The sequence below is a fragment of the Eubacterium sp. LMAG:50 genome (assembly GCF_008680265.1).
Classification (GTDB): domain Bacteria; phylum Bacillota; class Clostridia; order Lachnospirales; family Lachnospiraceae; genus Eubacterium_U; species Eubacterium_U album.
The window spans coordinates 1,288,619-1,306,723 of sequence record NZ_NALP01000007.1 but is presented as its reverse complement, the minus strand read 5'-3'; the positions used below and the strand labels follow the sequence as shown (position 1 = coordinate 1,306,723).

Here is an 18,105-nt window from a genome sequence, read left to right as displayed (position 1 = left end):
TACAAGCGATGCGGAATGTGAATGCATCGCATAGATAAACTGGAATTTTCAAATTAGTCTTTGCAAATAACCTTTGAACCTTCACCATCAATTACAATTCCCTGCCGGTTGTTAATTGGGCATAGATTCAAATCCGAAAACTCAGTCATTATTTTCTCGGTAACTTTCTTAAATGGTGCTGTAAGATAATGCGGAAGAACATAGAAATCAATCAAATCAAGCCCTGCATCATCTTCTTGGGAGCAGTCCTCCGGCTTTTCATCCATTTGCTCGATATATTGGATGCTTGGAGCGCATATAATCGCACCTGCCGATTCACCAATCATCAGTTTTTCCTTTGCCAATTCTTTCTTCAACAGCTCATCCGTTCCCGTTTTACGGAGCTGGTCTATAAGGAAAAAAGAATTTCCGCCGGTAAAATATATCACATCCGCATCTTCAAAAACAGACTGTATCGTTGAATAAGCCTCCGTTGAAATATCAATTTCAGTTACGATTGCTCCCAACTTTTTGAATAATTTTCGAGCCGAACCGACATAACCGGTGTAGCCTTCACGCAGCGAAGCTGTTGGAATAAATGCGACTTTCTTATTTTCAATTTCTTCCTTTATCAGACTTCCTACACTTGAAAAATGCGAACATAAAAATAGTTTCATCAATATTCTCCTTTATAAACTCCGATTTGTATTTTACTTAATATTACGATTTATTATATCATATTTCCTTCCCCACCACCACAATTCTCCAGTCATCCCCTTTTCCATTATCATAGGTAGACAACATCAGCATCTGCTCTCCATACTTAGGTTTTTCTCTTATGTTACAGAAACTATGCTTCAACACCTTCTCCACAAATTCACCATAACCCTTCTCATCCCTTGCCATTACAAACTTCCAATATTCAAACTCCCTTACGTTCACACTCATAACAGCAAACACTTCATATTCTCTTTTTTGATTTGTTGTAAAATATATTTTTTTATGTTTGTCAAAAAACTTCTTCTCCTTATACTGTTCCAGTGCTCCAAACATTTTTCCACCGTTTATGTTATGACCATAGATAATTATATTATCAGATTTCTTTAAGTCACAGTAAGCACTTAAGTATGGTGTTCCATAAAAGCTATAGTTCTTATTAAAGTCATGGCTTAAGTAATAATCCGGATTATCCCTTGTCTGCATTACAGGATAACTTATTGTTGTTTCAGGCACTTCCAAATATCCAATGCATTCCTTGTTTTCTCCCTTAAGTTTTCCCACGTTTATTGACTTATCCTTTGCTCTCACGCATGCAAAACATCCAAGTGCCATTAATAATGAGATAAGTGAAATCATCATTCCTGCAGTCTTTCCCTTGATGCCTGTCTGTGGTGTATCTGGTACTTCAGGTATTCTTTCATCAACCACTGTAAGCTTCTGAAGCTTTCCTGTGTCTTTTATCCTGATTTTCTTATCTTTTGCAACCTTGTAATGCTTTGGTGCGCTTACTTCCTTAAAGGTATATGTTTCTCCTGCCTTTAAAATTCCTTCAATGAGTTCAGCATTCTTGCCGGTTGTAAATTCATGAACCTTTCTGCCCTTGCTGTCATACACCTTGTACTTTGCACCGCAAAGCTGTTTCTTTGTGTCTGATGCAGTCTTGTTAAACTGAACCTTTATTGTGTCATCCATCATGCTTACCTTCTAGACCTTGCCATTATCTGCCACGGTAAACTCAACGCTTGCTGCAGTTGCATAACCGTCTCTTGGTTGTTTTTCTGTTAAAACATATGTCTTACCAACGGCATACTTTCCTTCAATCACATGGCTTTCTTCCGTTGAAACCCATTCATCCATTACAACTCCTGTATCCTTATCAGTTACCTGCATGTGACATCCTGAAAGTTCCCTTCCGTTTGTAATGTCCTTCTTTGAAAATTCAACCTTTGTTGTGTCATCATACATTACCACATTATTGTCTGGTAGCTCATTTGATATTCCCTTGTTCTTGATTATCACCCTCGTCTTTCCATTTGCACTGTCGCTTTCAATGATCTCAAATGTAATGTCATCTGCAGTTACAAAACCATCAGATGGTCTTGTTTCAGTCAATGTGTATTCCCTGTTCTTTAGAAGTCCATATATTCAAATCTTTTATTGACTTAATGAATATCACTCCATTAACGGCTTCTTTACGATTAAAAATTTTTAACATAAATATTTCCTTCTTTCATAAGTATTTCGACTAACAAATGTGCACGTTTCTTAATCACAATATAACTGTACTTGATTTTTTTTTACTTTTTATGTGGTTACTTACGTATTCACTACGTATCATATGCGTAGTCTAAATACCTTGAATTATGTTATATAAGAATTTTTTAATTATTTCTCGTTCTTCCTTTTTTACCTTAATCGATAAATTATTCTCCCTTTGTCCTAAAATCACATAGTCTAGCGAAACATTTAGTTTTTCAGCTATTTCTACAAAAGTATCTATACTCGTACTATGTGCCCCGGATTCAATACCACTATAAGTTCTTACCGAAATACCTATATCATCTGCAAGGCTTTCCTGCGTATATCCCTTCTGTTTTCTTAGTTCTTTAATCCTTCTGCTGCTTTCTTTTACATTGTAAATCATATGTTTTCTCTCTTTTCTGATTTATACCAGATAAATTTTTATTATTTGCTACAAAAATGTTCTTCATAAATTCTATATTAATATTCGTACATTTTCTTCCTAACCAAATTGGGAAAACAAAGTTTATTTTCTTAATTGCATATAGACTTTATTTTTTTTATTTAAATTTTATTTTTGAATACAACATGCTTTTTAATATTTAAACAACCAATAAATAGAAATCAATTTGTAAAAGATATAAGATGTATATTACTAAATTTAATTTACAAAGGAGACTTATTATTATGAACAATTTACAGACACACATTGAAGAATATTTAAAATATTGTGAAATTCAAAAAAGACTGGATGCAAAAACGCTAAAGGCTTATAAAATAGATTTAGCACAATTTATGAGAGAAATTAATACTGAAAATTTTATCGATATTACACCTTCTATGCTTGAGAATTTCATAGCTAATCTACACACACAATATAAACCTAAAACCGTCAAGCGCAAAATTGCATCTATCAAAGCCTTATTTCATTATTTCGAATATCGTGATTTAATCGAGAAAAATCCATTCAACAAACTTCAGATTAAATTTAGAGAAGCAATAACATTACCTAAAATAATTCCCTTGAACTATATCGAAGCAATTTTATCTACTATATATGATTACAAAGGTTCTGCAAAAACTAAATTTCAGCAAAGAAATGCCTTACGTGATGTGGCTGCCATTGAACTCCTATTTGCTACAGGTATGAGAATATCTGAACTTTGCTCTCTTGGTATTAATGACATTAACTTAGATAACGGAACAATTTTAATTTTGGGAAAAGGCTCTAAAGAACGAATGTTACAAATAGGAAATGTCGAAGTTATTAATATTTTAAAAGAATATCACGCAGATTTTTTGCATGAATGTAAAAAATGTGGGCATTTTTTTGCCAATCAATCAGGTAATCCACTCTCAGACCAAACTGTTCGAAGAATGATAAATAAGTATACTGAACTTGCATCAGTAAATCTACACATAACACCACATATGTTTCGTCATACATTTGCAACAAGTCTTTTAGAGGCAGATGTAGATATTAGATACATTCAAAAAATGCTTGGACATAGCTCTATTAATATAACGGAAATATATACACATGTTGCAACGGCAAGGCAGCGAGATATATTGAGTACAAAACATCCAAGAAATAAATTTTTCCTATAGCAGAAAAATGCAGCAAACCTCTCTAAGAGATATTGCTGCATTTTTTATCTATGTGACCCATTTTTAATGTACTCATTTTTCATTATTTGCCATACAGCTCTCTCCCATATTCATATGTTATAGTTTCACCATTTTCCAACACATAAGTTAAACATTCTACAAAAGTCCCAAACGAATCATATGTATTTAATATTAACTCAAATAATGATACCATATCAACACATGTATTAGGTACAATATTTTGTGATTTCTCATTTGAGTCCTTTTCCTTTTGCCATTGCTTATCATTGTTCATTGGTGCATTATAGAATTGATAGTCACTGCGACTAGTAAATGAATATCTTGCGAAATCAAAATTAGCATTTACGCGTTTCAATTCCGAAATAATATTATCAACATCTTTTAATGATTTATCTAATACAAAATTTAAATTTTCTTTTCTTAATTCCTTTTTTAATTTGTCATAATACTCACAAATATCATGTTTTTTATATTTACCTTTTTGTTCAAAAATAATATCTAAAGCTAGTAAACTACCTTTTAACCACAACTCCAATCCATGCCATATGGAAAACATAATCGGGAAAATCAAAATATCAGCCACACTATTTTGATTTTTATTTTCGAGAATAGTATATAATTAAACTAATGCATTTCCTAAATACCCTTTTCCTAACTGATAATTATCACAAACAACCTGACTTTTATTATTTTTATCGTTCGCTCCCATACCATTATCAAATCTCCAATTCATAAATGCATATTTTCCTTGATTAACATAGTCTATGCAATCTCTTTCCCCATAAAATATCCTCTTCATAACACTTACCTCATTCGTTTTATAAATTGTAATTTATACCTTTTGTAATACATTCTGCTACAACCTTATCTTATTTTGAAGTATACCATATATCTAAATATAAGTAAGTGAAAATATTTTTAAACTACTACTTACCAATAATTATTTGCAATTACTAAAACAAAGAAACAAATAGATGAAAGATAATAGCTGATTATCGACGAATTATTATGTAAAAACATAAAAGGAGGAATATTGAGATGAAATATAGCATTATAGTCGCAATAGATAATAATTTTGCACTTACCAGTAATTTTATTGAAATTTTACTTGCTTCTACAAAATTAGGACAAAATAATGAATTAGTAATCATATTAGATGGTTGCAATAATATTCAAACTATAAATTATTTAGATTCCTTATCGGAAAGAAATTTGCCTATTAAAGTTTTGCGTAATGATTCGAAAAAAGGATACGGTATTGCTAATAATATCGCAGTTGATAATAGTAAAGGCGATATTTTAGTTTTTATTAATAGTGATGTCTTTCCATTAAAGGGAAGTATAGATAAACTTGTAACTTTTTTATCAGAAAACCGTGAAACTGTAGGAGCAGCACAGGGACTTCTTATTTATCCACAAGATAATAAGGTTCAAAGTACAGGACATTTATTTCTTGAATTACAAAACAATCATATATATCAGGGAAGTTCTATCCATAATCCAGTTATTGAAAAACGTGCTAAAAGACAGGCTATAACAACAGCTTTTTGCGCTATAACAAGAGAAGTATTCCTAAAAAACGGAAAATTCAACGAATATTATTACAATGCTTATGAAGGATTTGAATTAACACTCAAAATAACCTTATCAGGTTTAAAATGTATGTACTATCCACAGGCAAAAGCTTATCATATTTGTGGTGGTACGCGTGATTCAATGGATATATCAGAAACACAACAAAGCAAATATTTCATACAAAATTGGGGAGACAAAATAGTTACTGATATAGATCAATATATTGCACCACAGCTAAATAACTTTCATCTAAAAAGGATGTATACAGTTATTATTCTTAGTCAACTGAAAGGTTGGGAAACAATTTTAAATAAATTACAATTAAATGTTAACGGGTATATAACTCTTCCCTGTTATGGTAACATTGATTTATATCAATTATTTCCATACTCTTTTTTAGATTTTGGTGGTAATTATTTGTTTATTGTTGATTCAATTAAAAACATCTCACGAAATTGTAATTGGATAGAAAATCGTAAGAGATATCATGACATTGTTATGGATTCACATGGAAATATGATAGATATGAGAGAATTAATTTAATGAAAGTACATTTGTTCAAAAATCAGAACCCCCTTTATTATAACCTTAATAAATGGAATAAATCAGAATGTCCACTTTTGCTTATAACTGGTCTCTCTGGTTCCGGAAAGACGTCATATGCAAAAAAAATAGCAAAGAAGAATAATGCCATATTTATGTCTTTTGATGTTTTAAAGTTCTATACTGAAGCACCAAAAGAAAGCCAGACAATTTTAAAATTATTTTTAAAAAAATATCCCAAAATAAAAAAGTTAGTAACTATACAATGGACTAAAACGGACGCAACATTTAGCAATGACATCCTATACAATTATTTTTGTAACACTTTTTTTGATTTTTTGATGGCATATGGTATAAAGCAAAATAAAACAATTGTATTAGAAGGAATACAATTGTTTATGCGTTTGCATCCCTCTAAAAGTGTTGGATTACCTCTTATAATTATGAGAAGTAGCAGTCTTCAGTCTTGTGTTAACAAAGCTAAACGTGACCATATATTGAGGAAAAAAAGAGCAAAGGGAATAAAGTATATTTGTCTTTTTGCTAAAGATTTATATATTTATCAAATTAAACAACTTTTTGTCTTAAACAAGTATATTTATTATCAAGAGACTTTATTTAAAAATTGTCACATAATACAATGAATTGTAGGGAGGTAACAATATGATTTGCAATGTTATTTCTAATATAATTGGAATAATCGGAGTTGTACTTACGATAGGGTCAATTATTTATAATATAAAAGAGGCGAAGAAACGTCGTTCAATAACCTGGACTGACATAAACGCTGCAGCAAATAATCTTGCAAAAGATTTAAAAAAGAAATATAAACCTGATGTTATATGTTATATATATACCCAATATAAAAAGTGGTATTTTAGTCCAATTTATTAAGGATTACTTTGACGAATATATACCAGTTATAGTAGAACAAGCCATTCAGAAAAGTTCTACTCCAGATAAAGCAGATAAAAAAAGAATTGAGGAATTGGAAAAGAACATCAAAGACATTGATAATTATTGGAAGGTAGATACAAATAAGTGGTCTGCATATGTACCTAAATCATTACTAAAATATAAAAATGATAAAATACTGATTTTAGATAATTTAGTATTGACGGGTGATTTTATTAAAACAATCACCCGTACTCTTAAAAGCAATGCATAGGAAATATAAATGCAGCGTGTATTGGTGTCACTAAAGCTGCTATTGAAGATAATACCGCTCCAGAATTTTATTAGAAAGAATTACAATATGACAATATTTATATGCCATAGAACAAATAATTATGACTTACCAAAATCTCGATTCTAATACATAAATATTTTTAGAATATTTTTTACCAAATTGAAACCATTCTATATATTGAATGGTTTCAATATTTTTCAAATTGTGCTTTAATGGTTTTTTATATGATTCACCGGCAGCACTAACATATTCTAAATTATCCGAAAGACATTTTTTCGCCAATTCTATTTCTTTTTGAGAAGCATAAATATATGCTATTAAATTGTTATATAAAAATTTTTCACGATTTTGCAAAACCATATAATTTTCCATTCTACATTCTTCAATCATTTCAATAATTTCTTGAGAAAATGATTGAGATAAAATGCACTTATCTTTGCTAATATCTAATGAGTTATTTACTCTGCTATAATCTATTATTTTACAAGCGCAATATTTCATAATTGCTTTAATATATTCGGCCACATAATTATTATCTTTCAGTTTGTCTACTATGGTTTTAAATGAAGTATAATCGGGAGTACTCCCTATTATATTAGCGTTAACAATTCTATCAATCTGACAGATTAGATATCTGCGTACATATATATCCTTATACTTTTTAAATGTTTTATTAGCAATATTAAAAATCCTATATGATAACTTAGGGTTTCGTGCCATATTGCCACGTGCATAATCCATTATTATCGTTGCTATTTCAGCATCATAATTTAAGCCATATAAATCAGAGAATTTTTTCAAACCAGCAAGACCATCTCTGTATGTTTTCTGTGCTAATTTAAATTCATCCTGTAACAACAAAGTAACCATACGTCGATTAAAACATGCTTCATATGCTTTTCTGAATCTTCCCAACATATCTTTTGTTAGATTATTCATAAACATATTTTCTAAATCAAACTGATACATTTTAGAATCTTCAATAATTCCTTTCAAATCCATGCCCCAAAATTTTTGATTTAACAGAGAAATCTGTGCCTCATATTTCTCAAAACTTCCCATTGATTCATTTTTAACAATTTTCTGCAAAATTTCCGCTACACGATATTTATTGTCACAATGTACAAGACAATCAGCATACAAATAAACGTAGTATTTGTCTTTCTTTGTTAACTTCTCTTTTTTTGAAATGTTATTATAGAATAATTCTGCAAAAACAATAGCTGTTCCATATTGTGAACTGTTAATATATTTTAACATTAGTTCTTGAATTGTTTTATTATAATAGTTAAAAAATCTTTTTCCACATTTACAAATAATAGAAAGTAAATAATTTGTGTCAAAATCCGGAGTATTTGACTCTAATAAATATTTAAAAAAATCTCCGGTTTTTCTATTAAACTCTTTTCCACTTCTTAATTTTTTATAGTTTTCTATCAGATAATCATGAAAAGGAACAATAATATTTTTTCCAATTACTTTTATACAGTTGTTTTCTTTAAGTTTTCTTAAATCATTTTTCAAATCATTATTATTGAAAAAAGGATATTTATATAAAATTCTTCTATTAATCCCTTTTCTAAAAAAATATATAATATCCAGAAGATAATATTGTTCTTTTAAATCTTTAAATTTTTCCTGAAATATTAATTCGTTATCGAATAATTTTATGTAATAATCTAGTAATTCTGTATTACTTATCTCAGATTTTGTTTCAAATAAATGTTTACAATTTGATAAAACTTCATTAAGAATTAATAAGTTCGAAGGCAACTCTCTCACAATAGTTTCGGATATATCCTTGTCTTTTAAGTTAAATGTTGTGGATAAAGTTCCCTTAATGTCCTTAGAACTTAGTTTATCTAGTTCAAATTTATTGCTTATATTGTTTGATATAAATTTTTCCAAACTAGTATCTTTAAATTCATTTTTTCGACTGGAAAATATAAATATATTATTATTTTCTGAATGCAATTGTTGTTTAACTAAAATTTTTAAGAATTTACTTTGACTTCCATCCAGAAATTGAACATCATCTAATAATAAAATTCTGAAATGCTTATTCTTTTTTGAATTAATAAATATAGAATTTCTCTTTTTTACCAATTCCATAATTGTAGCCTTTGCCAAATTTGCGTCAAAACAACCGTTTAATATATCATCTAATATCTTCGTATCAAAGCTATTTTGAACATTATATGTTAAGCAAAATTTTTTGAGATTAGCAAGGCTATAATTCCAAAATAAATTTCCATATTGGATAAAAATGACAATTCTACATAATAATAAGTAATTAATATTGCTGTTTGAATTTTTTTCGAATGTAACAAGCGTAATATCATTATCTAAACAATAATTATGAGATATCTTATTTAAAATATAACTTTTTCCCATTCCACTATTGCCATATATAGATATAAAATAATTACCTATACTATAGTCGAAATTATCAATTAGGCTTTTTATTTTCCACATTATATTTAATTGCTTATAAAAGACAATATCCAACTGATTATTTCTTTTAATTATAATTTTTTGTGTAACATAGAAATAGGAGTTGTTTTCAGTTTTTAATTCAATATTAACAGTATTTCTATACTCTCTTTTAGCTTTGACCATAAAAGACACGATATTAAGACCAGGTTTTATTTCGAATTTATTTGGATTATCATAATATTCATTTTCCAATATAGAAAGAGGAGAATCTTTTTCCAAACATAATTGTCCTTCACTCGTTTGGGTAGCAAAAATTAGGCAATTTAATATAAATGTGTCATCAACAATCATATTACTTTTTTTGTAATTTGGTTTAAAATCTAATGATATGGGTTCAAAAAAAGAAACTTTTCTTATCTCCAATATTTGTTCATTTGAAATAGTTGATACGTTTAGCTCTTCATCAAAATAGTGCTTATATCTTTCCGCATTAAGGGTTAACCAGTTTGACAGTTGTGCTTCCAATACAAAAGAAAGTTTTATTCCTTTCATTTTAGCCCCTAAGTACATTCGTTCAATTAATGGTTCAGGGATATTACCATTTGTAACAAAAATAATTAATTCAACTTTTCCATCTATTAAACCAGATAAAATTGTCGGATCTAAATCTTTCCGTGTCAAACTGGTATTTTTATCCTTTTTATATTTTGCTTCTCCCCAAATATTAAGTAATTCGTTTTCTAAAGTATGAAAATCTCGATTTCCATCTCTAGTTCTTGCAGTAGGTTTCCATTTATAATCTGAATAGTATTTGCTTACATATTCTAATGCCATATCTTCAAACTTTTCAGCAGCTTTATTTCTTTTAAATTTTTCATATAAAATTTCCCAATCAATCATTAAAATTTCTCCATATATAAATGATATTGTATAAGAACAAATAATAGATAATCAGCTATTATCCATCATTAATATAATACTACACATTTCAGCAATTTACACCCAATTTTTTTACAAATAACTTTTACATTTTTCATTTTATACTTTTTTCTTCTAAAAAGACATTTTTCTCTCTATTAATATACATTTTTCTTATTTTTTTACCAAAAAATCAACTTTCTGAAAAAAATCTAATATTCTCCCATACACCATATATGATATAGTCAATAACTTACAAAGGACTATTTACTATGGATAAAATCAGACAAGCCTTAAAAACAACATATAACTATTCAGATTATGAATTGGAATTAGTAAAGTATACATTACTTTCCATTGCATCTGAATTTAGCAAGATACTATTGCTATATATTTTTTACATTATTATTGGTAAAGTTTTAAGTTTTACCGTATTTATATTTTTATTATCATTAATTAGATTTAACAGTGGTGGCTTTCATTGTAAACATTATACAACCTGTTTGCTGTTAACTTTCGTGATATCTTATCTGGCAGTAGTTATCCTTCCACAATTGATAACTCCGGATATCTTATTTATTCAAATTATTACTATTGTCTGTATCATAATTAACTATTACATTGGTCCAATAGTTTCACCTCTTAGACCATCTCCAAATGGCGTATTGTTAAAACACTGTCAGAACAATAGTTTTCTTATTATATTTGCTTTTTTTATAATAGTTAGCATTTTCAATAGCCATAGCATAATATATCAATATTTAATTATTGGCTTTTGGACTATCATATTACACACATGTCAAATGATGTTTGCTAAAATTCTAATGTTCAAAGGAGGTCGTAAAAATGTTTCGTAAAAAATTAAGTTTATCTTGTATGAACAAAATCTGTTGTTCATGCCTTGTATTAATGTCATTTATTCATTTTTCAGGTGTAAGTTTTCTGCTTTTTGGCGAAAGAAATTTTCCCACACCAATAGAACACTAATGCCAGTTTTCCACTTTGTGTACTACCACTCCAGCCGCGCTTTACTTCGAATCCGCTCCCTACGGTCGCTTCTTCTCAGTAGAGGGCTGCGCCCTATAAATAAAAGAAAGAGACCATCCTCGCTTATGCAAGCATAACGATTATGGTCTCTTTCTTTTATTTGCACGGCTTTAGCCTAACTATTTCATCTGTTTTGCAACCTTAGTTGTAGGTTGTTTTTATAATCTGATAAGTTATGATATCTTTTAACAAATAATCTTGTTAAATAATCTATATTAACACACTTTATTTTGTCATATAGAACATATTAATTTTTTTCATAAACCAAAATTAATATTATTTTTTCAAATTTATTTTTTTATTGTACTTCTTAATTATAACATATTATTAATGTTTTTGGTTCGCTTTTTTAATTTTGGTTTACTAATTCTTTCGCATTTACATCTAATGTAAACTTTGCCAACTCCGATTCTTTCATCTCTCCCATAACTTCTGTATATATGTCAATGGTTGTTGAATACGTTGCATGCCCCATTACAGACTGTACAACTTTTGGATTAATTCCAGCTTCAAAGCATCTGGTGCAAAATGTTCGTCTCAATGCATGTGGACTTACCGGTTCCATATATTCCGGAGATTTGTTTTCCTTCACTGCCCTTGAACCTTCTTCAAGGTTATACGCCTTAACAGACTTATTGATAACCTTTTGAGCATTATGCCTTATCATTGGACTTCCCATTGAAGTGGTAAATACTAAATCTGTAAATTCTCCTTCACCGCTTCGATATCTGTCTCCCAAATTTTCCTTTGTCTGGTCCTGCTGTTTTTTCTGAACAAGCAACTGCTCCTCCACATCACCCATAAAAGGAATATCCCTTACTGAATTCTGTGTCTTTGTTGGTGACATTCTCATTAATTTCTCTCCATATTCATAATTGCAAGTCAATGCTCTTTGAACATGAATTACTTTATTTTTGAAATCAATGTCACCCCATCTTAATCCTCCTACCTCCGAAACTCGAAGTCCCGTCTGAAGCATAATTTTTATCATTGGATAAAAATAAGATTGATTTGTTCTTACTGACTCTAAAAAATCATTCTGCTCCTTAACAGTTAAAAATCTTCTTTTGCTTGTAGTTCGTTTCCAGGGTACTATAATGTCAAAGCAAGGATTTTCCTGTATGTATCTGTTATTCTTGGCCGATTCCAAACACTCCCTGACACGTCCAAGAGCTTCCCTAAGTGTAGATGGTGCTTTTCCTTCATCACTTAACTCTTTTAAGGTTTTCTGTATGTGAATGTTTCTAATATCCGCCAAATACATGTCACCAATCTTTTTTCCAAAAGTGGACTTATATTTGTTTCTCATTGGATAAATCGAATTCCTGCATATGCATGGTTCCTTATACGTGGTAAACCACTTGTCAAACCATTCATCCAGTGTAATCCTTGCACCTTCCAGATATGGATTATCCATACACTTTATCTTAAATTCAAACTCCAGCATTACTTCCGTCAGATTTTTTCCTGACACTCTTATTGTTCTTCCATGAATCATCTTTCTGGCTTCATATGTGCCACCAGCTAATCTTCTCACATACTTTGGAAGTTCTTCTGTAGTTTTCTTTACTGTCTTACTCATATCTTTTAATCCTCCTAAAAAGATGAGTCGATATTCGTAAAACAATTTCACAAGAAAATTATAGCAAACTTCGCATATCGACTCAATCAAAATATTATTTACTTTTTACCTTTTTGCCTCTTTAATAAGCCACTCATCTAAAAGCTTTTTTACAACATAACTTCGATTTCCAATATGTATCACAAAATCGTGTTCATGCTTCTTTAAAAAAGCTCTTGCATTTGTTTTTCCAATACGCAAATATGAGCAAACCTCATCAAGATTCATTACTGCAGACTGCTCTTCGTTTTGCATGTCTGTCATTGTTTCCACCTCCTGCAAATACATCTAAACTGTCTATTACAGAAATAAATGTTCTTATTAACTGTTCACTTGTTTCCACTGGCAATGATTTTAACTTGTCAATCATTACCACCATTCTCTGTGAGCTAATTCCAAGAATTGTATTTGGATCGGTATTATATAAATCTGCGAATTTACAAAGCATTTCCACTGTAAGGTTTCTGCTACCTCTTTCCAGCTGCATTATGTGTGATTCGCTTTTATCAACAATGTCACTGACCTCTCCTGCTGATAATTTATTTTCTATTCTTAGCTGTCTTAAATTAACTCCTGTTTCAATTTTGTCATATTTCATCTTGCTACCTTCTTTTTAATAATATTTATTATAAATGGTAACTTACATCTACATAGTCATCACGTCTGAATGTCTATGGGCTTTGTGATTATCACAACCGAGAAACGCCTTATCAAAACTCTTACCCGATAGTTGTTTCTTTTTATCTGACCGTCGCCAGTATAAATCTGCCTCGCTATAATACTACTCTAACCACAAAGCCTGCATTAATCACGGCGCAGTGCAGATTAAAAACCAAATATATGGTAGAAACTTTTTCTATGCATTTGTAAGTTAAGCCTTGGGTTGGTACCTCAATGACTATGCACTTATTTTAAGATTTTTGTGAGGGTAATTAAATCGAGGATAATACGAAAAGAGGTATGAAAATAGTACGAACAAACTAACTACTTCTGATTGTTTATTAAATAATGTATATACTTTAAATTTTTTAGTAGCAACACTTTAATAATATCTTTTTAACGAGTCCACCATAATTGATTATTTTTTGTGAATACCAAATCTGATATAAACTTTTCAAAAGGAATTATAATTTACATTAAAAAAGACAGATTTTTTAATCTGTCTTATAAATAAATATTATTTTACTAATTGTACATACCAATCTTGTGGAAAACCTATATGCTTTAACGATATATCATGCTCATATTCTTCCACAATTGAGTTTAATTCAACCAAAAATGAATTATTCCACTCATCTTTGTCTGGATACAGCAACTTTAAAACCAATATTTGTGAAAATAATTTTCTATTTCCAGATAATTCCATTTCCTTTGGTATTTTAGGCAATGCTGGAAAAGACCAATAATATAATCTTGAATAATGAGCACATCTGTTTCTTAACTCCGTAATACATCTTAACCAACTTTTTAAACATGACACAGAGGTTTCATATAACGCTTTTGCTATATGCTTCTGATCTACTGATAGCATATCAGCATAAAAGTACGATAACATTCCCATTGAAAAGAACTCAACTATAACCCATATAGGAAACTTTCCGTTATATTTTTCATTATGATGTTTAACAACCAATGTTCTCTTATTTTCTTCAATACATACCTGAATCAAATTCTTAAATTTTTCATCGTTATGCTTTTCATTATATATGTCTGCATTCATATAGCCTAAAGCACCATGGTTATGTCCACTGTAATAAGCTAACTGCGTTCTCAAATATAATTCAATTTTTTCTATACAATTAAATAATACGCCTCTTAATCTGCTATCAAATTCGTAAATTCTTTTAATTCTCTGAAAATTTATATCCGAAAAGTATTTTCCATCTCTTTTTCTAAATGGAAGAAAATAAGCCGCTACACGATAATAATTTGCCTGTTTTAGAAATTCAATACATGACTCTTCATCGTCTATTATAAAACCTTTTTCTTTAATAATTTTCATCTGTTCATCAAATGTTTTCGGTGACTTAATCAACTGATTATCATTTTCCACATTCTCTAATTTTTCTTCAATTGTATCCACAATTATTTATCCCTAAAATAAAATGTCTCCCCATGGGACACATCACTTACGTGAGAGGTGTGGGGAGTCCTGTTGATATTATAATATGCTATTTAAAGGAAAATATCAACCATTTTTTCAATTCTTTTACTAATACTTCAGTAATATAATACCTTCTGTTTCCACAAATCTGTATTTATAATATCTTTTAAATTAAAAATTTTAAAAAAGCCCTAATTAAAAATCTACTTTCCTTATCAACATTTTAATCAAGGTTAATATTAACAACACGCATACCAATGAGTCTATTTGTATCCATCTTCTAACCTCTTTCTTAAGAATAAAATCATAAGCTTATATATCATCTGAAAAATCAGAAGCTAGTTTCACTTTACTGTCAACATCATATCCTTTTTTACCTATAAAGAAATTCTTAAATATATTATAATTCCTCTACCAATTCTATCCATGTAGAATACCTTTTTATTACATTTTTTCGTTGTAGTACATCCAAAACATCGTTTATCTTGTTTTCGTTTAAAATACATTTTCCCTCATCAGCGTATTTACACAAATACTTATCTTCATTACATACACCTAGGTTTTTCTTAATTTCATCTATTAAATTATTAATCAAAATTATTTTACTCTTCTTATTCATTTCTTTTATGTATGCATATATACATACTTCTTCCGGTTCTAATTCAAATTTAAAAGTGTTCATAAATTTCAACACATCTGAAACTATTCCTAACGGTGTAAATTTATTTGCAAGTAAAAGAAGCAATTCTAATGTTTTCTTTTTTATGTTGATACAATAGTAACTAGTCTCTTTTATAGGAATCATATATCCAATATATTTGGTACTATTTCTTTCACTCCCGAAAGAAACTATTTTTTTAAAATATTTGTCATCAACACAATTATTGTATTGATTGAGTACTGAAAAAATTTTATTTGCGTCATTTTGTGAAAAGCCATGCTTCTGTATTTCATAAATTATTTCATCCTCACTTAATTTATCTGCATAACCGTCACTCTCATCTGCAACTAATAATTCTTCTGTAGCATTGTCCGTAGCATATTTTTTTACTTTCTTAGCCTTTTCATTTTTATCATTTTCTCTTTCCATATCATTATTATCGGCCCATAATTCACACTGAGTCATAACCGTCTGAACAGTATCATCCATACCTTCCGGTGGATATTTATGTTTCTTAAGCAGACGTTTAATCATCATTCTCATTTTTGCACTTGCTGAATCCCTTTTTTGCCAATCGATTGTTCTGTTTTTTCGTAATGTATCCGCTAATTCTTTTGTAATAGCAATCAACTCTTCATTTTCATAAAAATCTTTGATGGCTTGTGTTTTAGTCAACGCGTCATAAAATGCTAATTCATCTGCTGTTAAGCCTAACTTCTCCCGTTCTTTACTTGCTGATGTAATCTGTTTAGCAAGATTAAGAAGTTCTTCAATTACCTGCTCATTTGTAAGCATTCCGTTGAGATACCTATTCATAACATTCTGTATAATCTCGCTAAATTTTTCAAATTTAACTACATTTGTTCTTCTGTATACATACACCTGTTCTGCTATAAGTTTCTTCAACAATTCTACAGCAAGATTTTTTTCCTTCATTTTAGATATTTCTTCTAAGAATTTAGGATCAAAAAGTGAAAAGTTTTGAGATACATCTGAAAATAAATTAATAACTCCATCACTTTTAATGCTTGCTTTTAATAATTCATTTATTCTTGCATTCATTTCTGGAAGAGAAATCTTCTTTCCCTGTCCTTGATTCATTAATCTTGTCACAAGTACTCTAACTGATTCAAAAAACACTGCTTCAACACGTAACGACTGTTCTACCATAGATGAGCAAAGCGATAACGACTGTTTCAAGAGTAATGCTTCTTTTAAAAAGTCTGTTTTTTCTTCCTCTTTTCCTATATCGACTATAAAGTTTACACCACCACTTATTGCTTTTGACCTTTCTAAATCTGTTCCTGTAATAAATTTAGAATAATCATAGTTGTGAAAAAAATCCTGACATATGGATAGTTTTTCCAAAAACTTAGGATATGCCACTTTTGCAACATCAGTGTCCCCATAATTCTTCTTGTCTCTAGTAGTATAATCATTCATTGCTTCCTTAAGAGCTGATGCAATACCTACGTAATCAACTACAAGTCCACCTTCTTTATCTTCAAAAACACGGTTAACCCTTGCTATTTCCTGCATAAGGTTATATCCTTTCATTGGTTTATAAACATACATAGTTGCCAATGAAGGCACATCAAATCCTGTTAACCACATATCAACTACTATTGCGATTTTGAATGGGCTATCGTTATCTTTAAATTTTTTTGCCATTTCTTCTTTGTGACGTTTATTGCCAATGATTTCTTTCCATTCTTCCGGATCTTTATTACTGTCAGTCATAATTACTCCTACTTTTTCATTCCAAGTAGGGCGTAGCTCTAATATTCTCTTATATATTTTCATTGCAATAGAACGTGAATATGCAACAATAATTGCTTTTCCTGTAAGAATATTTGCTCTGTTATTTTCATAATGATCCAAAATATCACAAACAAGAGAGTCTATAGTCTTGTCATTTCCAAGAATTGCTTCCATCTGTCCCAATTGCTTTTTACTTTTTTGAACAACTTCCGGATCTGCGTTAATTGCCATAAGATCATATTCTTTGTCAATTAATTTAAGAGTTTTTTCGTCAAGTTTTAAATTAATAACTCTACTTTCATAATAAATTATCGGTAGTCCCCTTTCTATAATCATATTAATGTGTATCTATATCTTAATAATTTTTTATTATGACTGTCCCATCATAAATTTAACAACTT

General features: G+C 29.6%; 17 protein-coding genes and 1 pseudogene. 6 read left to right on the top strand and 12 right to left on the bottom strand.

Features of this window, described 5'->3' with window-relative positions:
• Positions 1-53: 53 nt before the first annotated feature.
• The 4 genes from CCC31_RS10975 to CCC31_RS10960 all read right to left on the bottom strand — a co-directional run bounded on the left by CCC31_RS10975 (position 54) and on the right by CCC31_RS10960 (position 2,623).
• On the bottom strand, positions 54-656 hold the full coding sequence (locus tag CCC31_RS10975; RefSeq protein ID WP_290851550.1) for a Type 1 glutamine amidotransferase-like domain-containing protein: 603 nt from the start codon (positions 654-656) through the stop codon (positions 54-56).
• 58 nt (positions 657-714) lie between these two features.
• Positions 715-1,674, bottom strand: coding sequence for a sortase (locus tag CCC31_RS10970; protein WP_290851548.1), 960 nt, complete (start codon positions 1,672-1,674; stop codon positions 715-717).
• Positions 1,675-1,683: 9 nt separating this feature from the next.
• Positions 1,684-2,091 (bottom strand): SpaA isopeptide-forming pilin-related protein, encoded by a 408-nt coding sequence (locus CCC31_RS10965; protein ID WP_117910484.1) that lies wholly within the window; start codon positions 2,089-2,091, stop codon positions 1,684-1,686.
• Between the two features lie 235 nt (positions 2,092-2,326).
• On the bottom strand, positions 2,327-2,623 hold the full coding sequence (locus CCC31_RS10960; protein ID WP_290851544.1) for a helix-turn-helix transcriptional regulator: 297 nt from the start codon (positions 2,621-2,623) through the stop codon (positions 2,327-2,329).
• A 284-nt stretch (positions 2,624-2,907) separates the two neighbouring features.
• Here CCC31_RS10960 and CCC31_RS10955 point away from each other — a divergent pair, with 284 nt between their 5' ends.
• Positions 2,908-3,828, top strand: a complete 921-nt coding sequence (locus CCC31_RS10955; RefSeq protein WP_290851542.1) for a tyrosine-type recombinase/integrase — start codon at positions 2,908-2,910, stop codon at positions 3,826-3,828.
• 82 nt (positions 3,829-3,910) lie between these two features.
• Here CCC31_RS10955 and CCC31_RS10950 read toward each other — a convergent pair whose 3' ends face one another.
• A complete protein-coding gene (locus tag CCC31_RS10950; RefSeq protein WP_290851540.1) occupies positions 3,911-4,432 on the bottom strand; it encodes a hypothetical protein in 522 nt (173 codons plus the stop codon).
• A gap of 36 nt (positions 4,433-4,468) precedes the next feature.
• Positions 4,469-4,648: a hypothetical protein gene (locus CCC31_RS10945; RefSeq protein ID WP_290851538.1), complete on the bottom strand. Its 180-nt coding sequence runs from the start codon at positions 4,646-4,648 to the stop codon at positions 4,469-4,471.
• Between the two features lie 239 nt (positions 4,649-4,887).
• Between CCC31_RS10945 and CCC31_RS10940 the strand changes: the two genes are divergently transcribed.
• The 4 genes from CCC31_RS10940 to CCC31_RS10925 are packed head-to-tail and all read left to right on the top strand — an operon-like array spanning position 4,888 to position 7,135.
• Positions 4,888-5,967 (top strand): glycosyltransferase, encoded by a 1,080-nt coding sequence (locus tag CCC31_RS10940; protein WP_290851536.1) that lies wholly within the window; start codon positions 4,888-4,890, stop codon positions 5,965-5,967.
• On the top strand, positions 5,967-6,611 hold the full coding sequence (locus CCC31_RS10935) for a hypothetical protein (protein WP_290851534.1): 645 nt from the start codon (positions 5,967-5,969) through the stop codon (positions 6,609-6,611). Before CCC31_RS10940 ends, CCC31_RS10935 begins: the two co-directional genes overlap by 1 nt.
• Before the next feature lie 19 nt (positions 6,612-6,630).
• Positions 6,631-6,861, top strand: coding sequence for a hypothetical protein (locus CCC31_RS10930; RefSeq protein ID WP_290851532.1), 231 nt, complete (start codon positions 6,631-6,633; stop codon positions 6,859-6,861).
• On the top strand, positions 6,803-7,135 hold the full coding sequence (locus tag CCC31_RS10925) for a hypothetical protein (protein WP_290851530.1): 333 nt from the start codon (positions 6,803-6,805) through the stop codon (positions 7,133-7,135). Before CCC31_RS10930 ends, CCC31_RS10925 begins: the two co-directional genes overlap by 59 nt.
• Positions 7,136-7,261: 126 nt before the next feature.
• Here CCC31_RS10925 and CCC31_RS10920 read toward each other — a convergent pair whose 3' ends face one another.
• Complete coding sequence (locus CCC31_RS10920; RefSeq protein WP_290851528.1) at positions 7,262-10,492, bottom strand: hypothetical protein; 3,231 nt, start codon at positions 10,490-10,492, stop codon at positions 7,262-7,264.
• A gap of 290 nt (positions 10,493-10,782) precedes the next feature.
• On the opposite strand from CCC31_RS10920, the gene CCC31_RS12720 reads away from it, so the two are divergent.
• Positions 10,783-11,367 (top strand): accessory gene regulator B family protein, encoded by a 585-nt coding sequence (locus tag CCC31_RS12720; RefSeq protein WP_363348423.1) that lies wholly within the window; start codon positions 10,783-10,785, stop codon positions 11,365-11,367.
• A 539-nt stretch (positions 11,368-11,906) separates the two neighbouring features.
• Here the strand turns inward: CCC31_RS12720 and CCC31_RS10915 are convergent.
• From CCC31_RS10915 to CCC31_RS10895, 5 genes and pseudogenes are all read right to left on the bottom strand, one after another.
• Entirely contained in the window at positions 11,907-13,139 is a 1,233-nt protein-coding gene (locus tag CCC31_RS10915; protein ID WP_290851526.1) for a site-specific integrase, read from the bottom strand.
• Between the two features lie 105 nt (positions 13,140-13,244).
• Positions 13,245-13,442, bottom strand: a complete 198-nt coding sequence (locus CCC31_RS10910) for a hypothetical protein (RefSeq protein WP_260978568.1) — start codon at positions 13,440-13,442, stop codon at positions 13,245-13,247.
• On the bottom strand, positions 13,396-13,776 hold the full coding sequence (locus CCC31_RS10905; RefSeq protein ID WP_260978567.1) for a helix-turn-helix domain-containing protein: 381 nt from the start codon (positions 13,774-13,776) through the stop codon (positions 13,396-13,398). Before CCC31_RS10905 ends, CCC31_RS10910 begins: the two co-directional genes overlap by 47 nt.
• A 579-nt stretch (positions 13,777-14,355) precedes the next feature.
• Complete coding sequence (locus CCC31_RS10900; RefSeq protein ID WP_290851523.1) at positions 14,356-15,261, bottom strand: Abi family protein; 906 nt, start codon at positions 15,259-15,261, stop codon at positions 14,356-14,358.
• 1,117 nt (positions 15,262-16,378) lie between these two features.
• A pseudogene (locus CCC31_RS10895) lies at positions 16,379-18,013 on the bottom strand (type I restriction enzyme endonuclease domain-containing protein); the annotation flags it as partial.
• Positions 18,014-18,105: the final 92 nt, after the last annotated feature.

Coding starts and splice junctions, on each gene's coding strand:
- CCC31_RS10925 (WP_290851530.1), top strand. CDS start 6,803: ATGTTATATGTTATATATATACCCAATATAAAAAGTGGTATTTTAGTC.
- CCC31_RS10940 (WP_290851536.1), top strand. CDS start 4,888: ATGAAATATAGCATTATAGTCGCAATAGATAATAATTTTGCACTTACC.
- CCC31_RS10945 (WP_290851538.1), bottom strand. CDS start 4,648: ATGAAGAGGATATTTTATGGGGAAAGAGATTGCATAGACTATGTTAAT.
- CCC31_RS10920 (WP_290851528.1), bottom strand. CDS start 10,492: ATGATTGATTGGGAAATTTTATATGAAAAATTTAAAAGAAATAAAGCT.
- CCC31_RS12720 (WP_363348423.1), top strand. CDS start 10,783: ATGGATAAAATCAGACAAGCCTTAAAAACAACATATAACTATTCAGAT.
- CCC31_RS10960 (WP_290851544.1), bottom strand. CDS start 2,623: ATGATTTACAATGTAAAAGAAAGCAGCAGAAGGATTAAAGAACTAAGA.
- CCC31_RS10930 (WP_290851532.1), top strand. CDS start 6,631: ATGATTTGCAATGTTATTTCTAATATAATTGGAATAATCGGAGTTGTA.
- CCC31_RS10935 (WP_290851534.1), top strand. CDS start 5,967: ATGAAAGTACATTTGTTCAAAAATCAGAACCCCCTTTATTATAACCTT.
- CCC31_RS10910 (WP_260978568.1), bottom strand. CDS start 13,442: ATGACAGACATGCAAAACGAAGAGCAGTCTGCAGTAATGAATCTTGAT.
- CCC31_RS10975 (WP_290851550.1), bottom strand. CDS start 656: ATGAAACTATTTTTATGTTCGCATTTTTCAAGTGTAGGAAGTCTGATA.
- CCC31_RS10905 (WP_260978567.1), bottom strand. CDS start 13,776: ATGAAATATGACAAAATTGAAACAGGAGTTAATTTAAGACAGCTAAGA.
- CCC31_RS10970 (WP_290851548.1), bottom strand. CDS start 1,674: ATGATGGATGACACAATAAAGGTTCAGTTTAACAAGACTGCATCAGAC.
- CCC31_RS10915 (WP_290851526.1), bottom strand. CDS start 13,139: ATGAGTAAGACAGTAAAGAAAACTACAGAAGAACTTCCAAAGTATGTG.
- CCC31_RS10955 (WP_290851542.1), top strand. CDS start 2,908: ATGAACAATTTACAGACACACATTGAAGAATATTTAAAATATTGTGAA.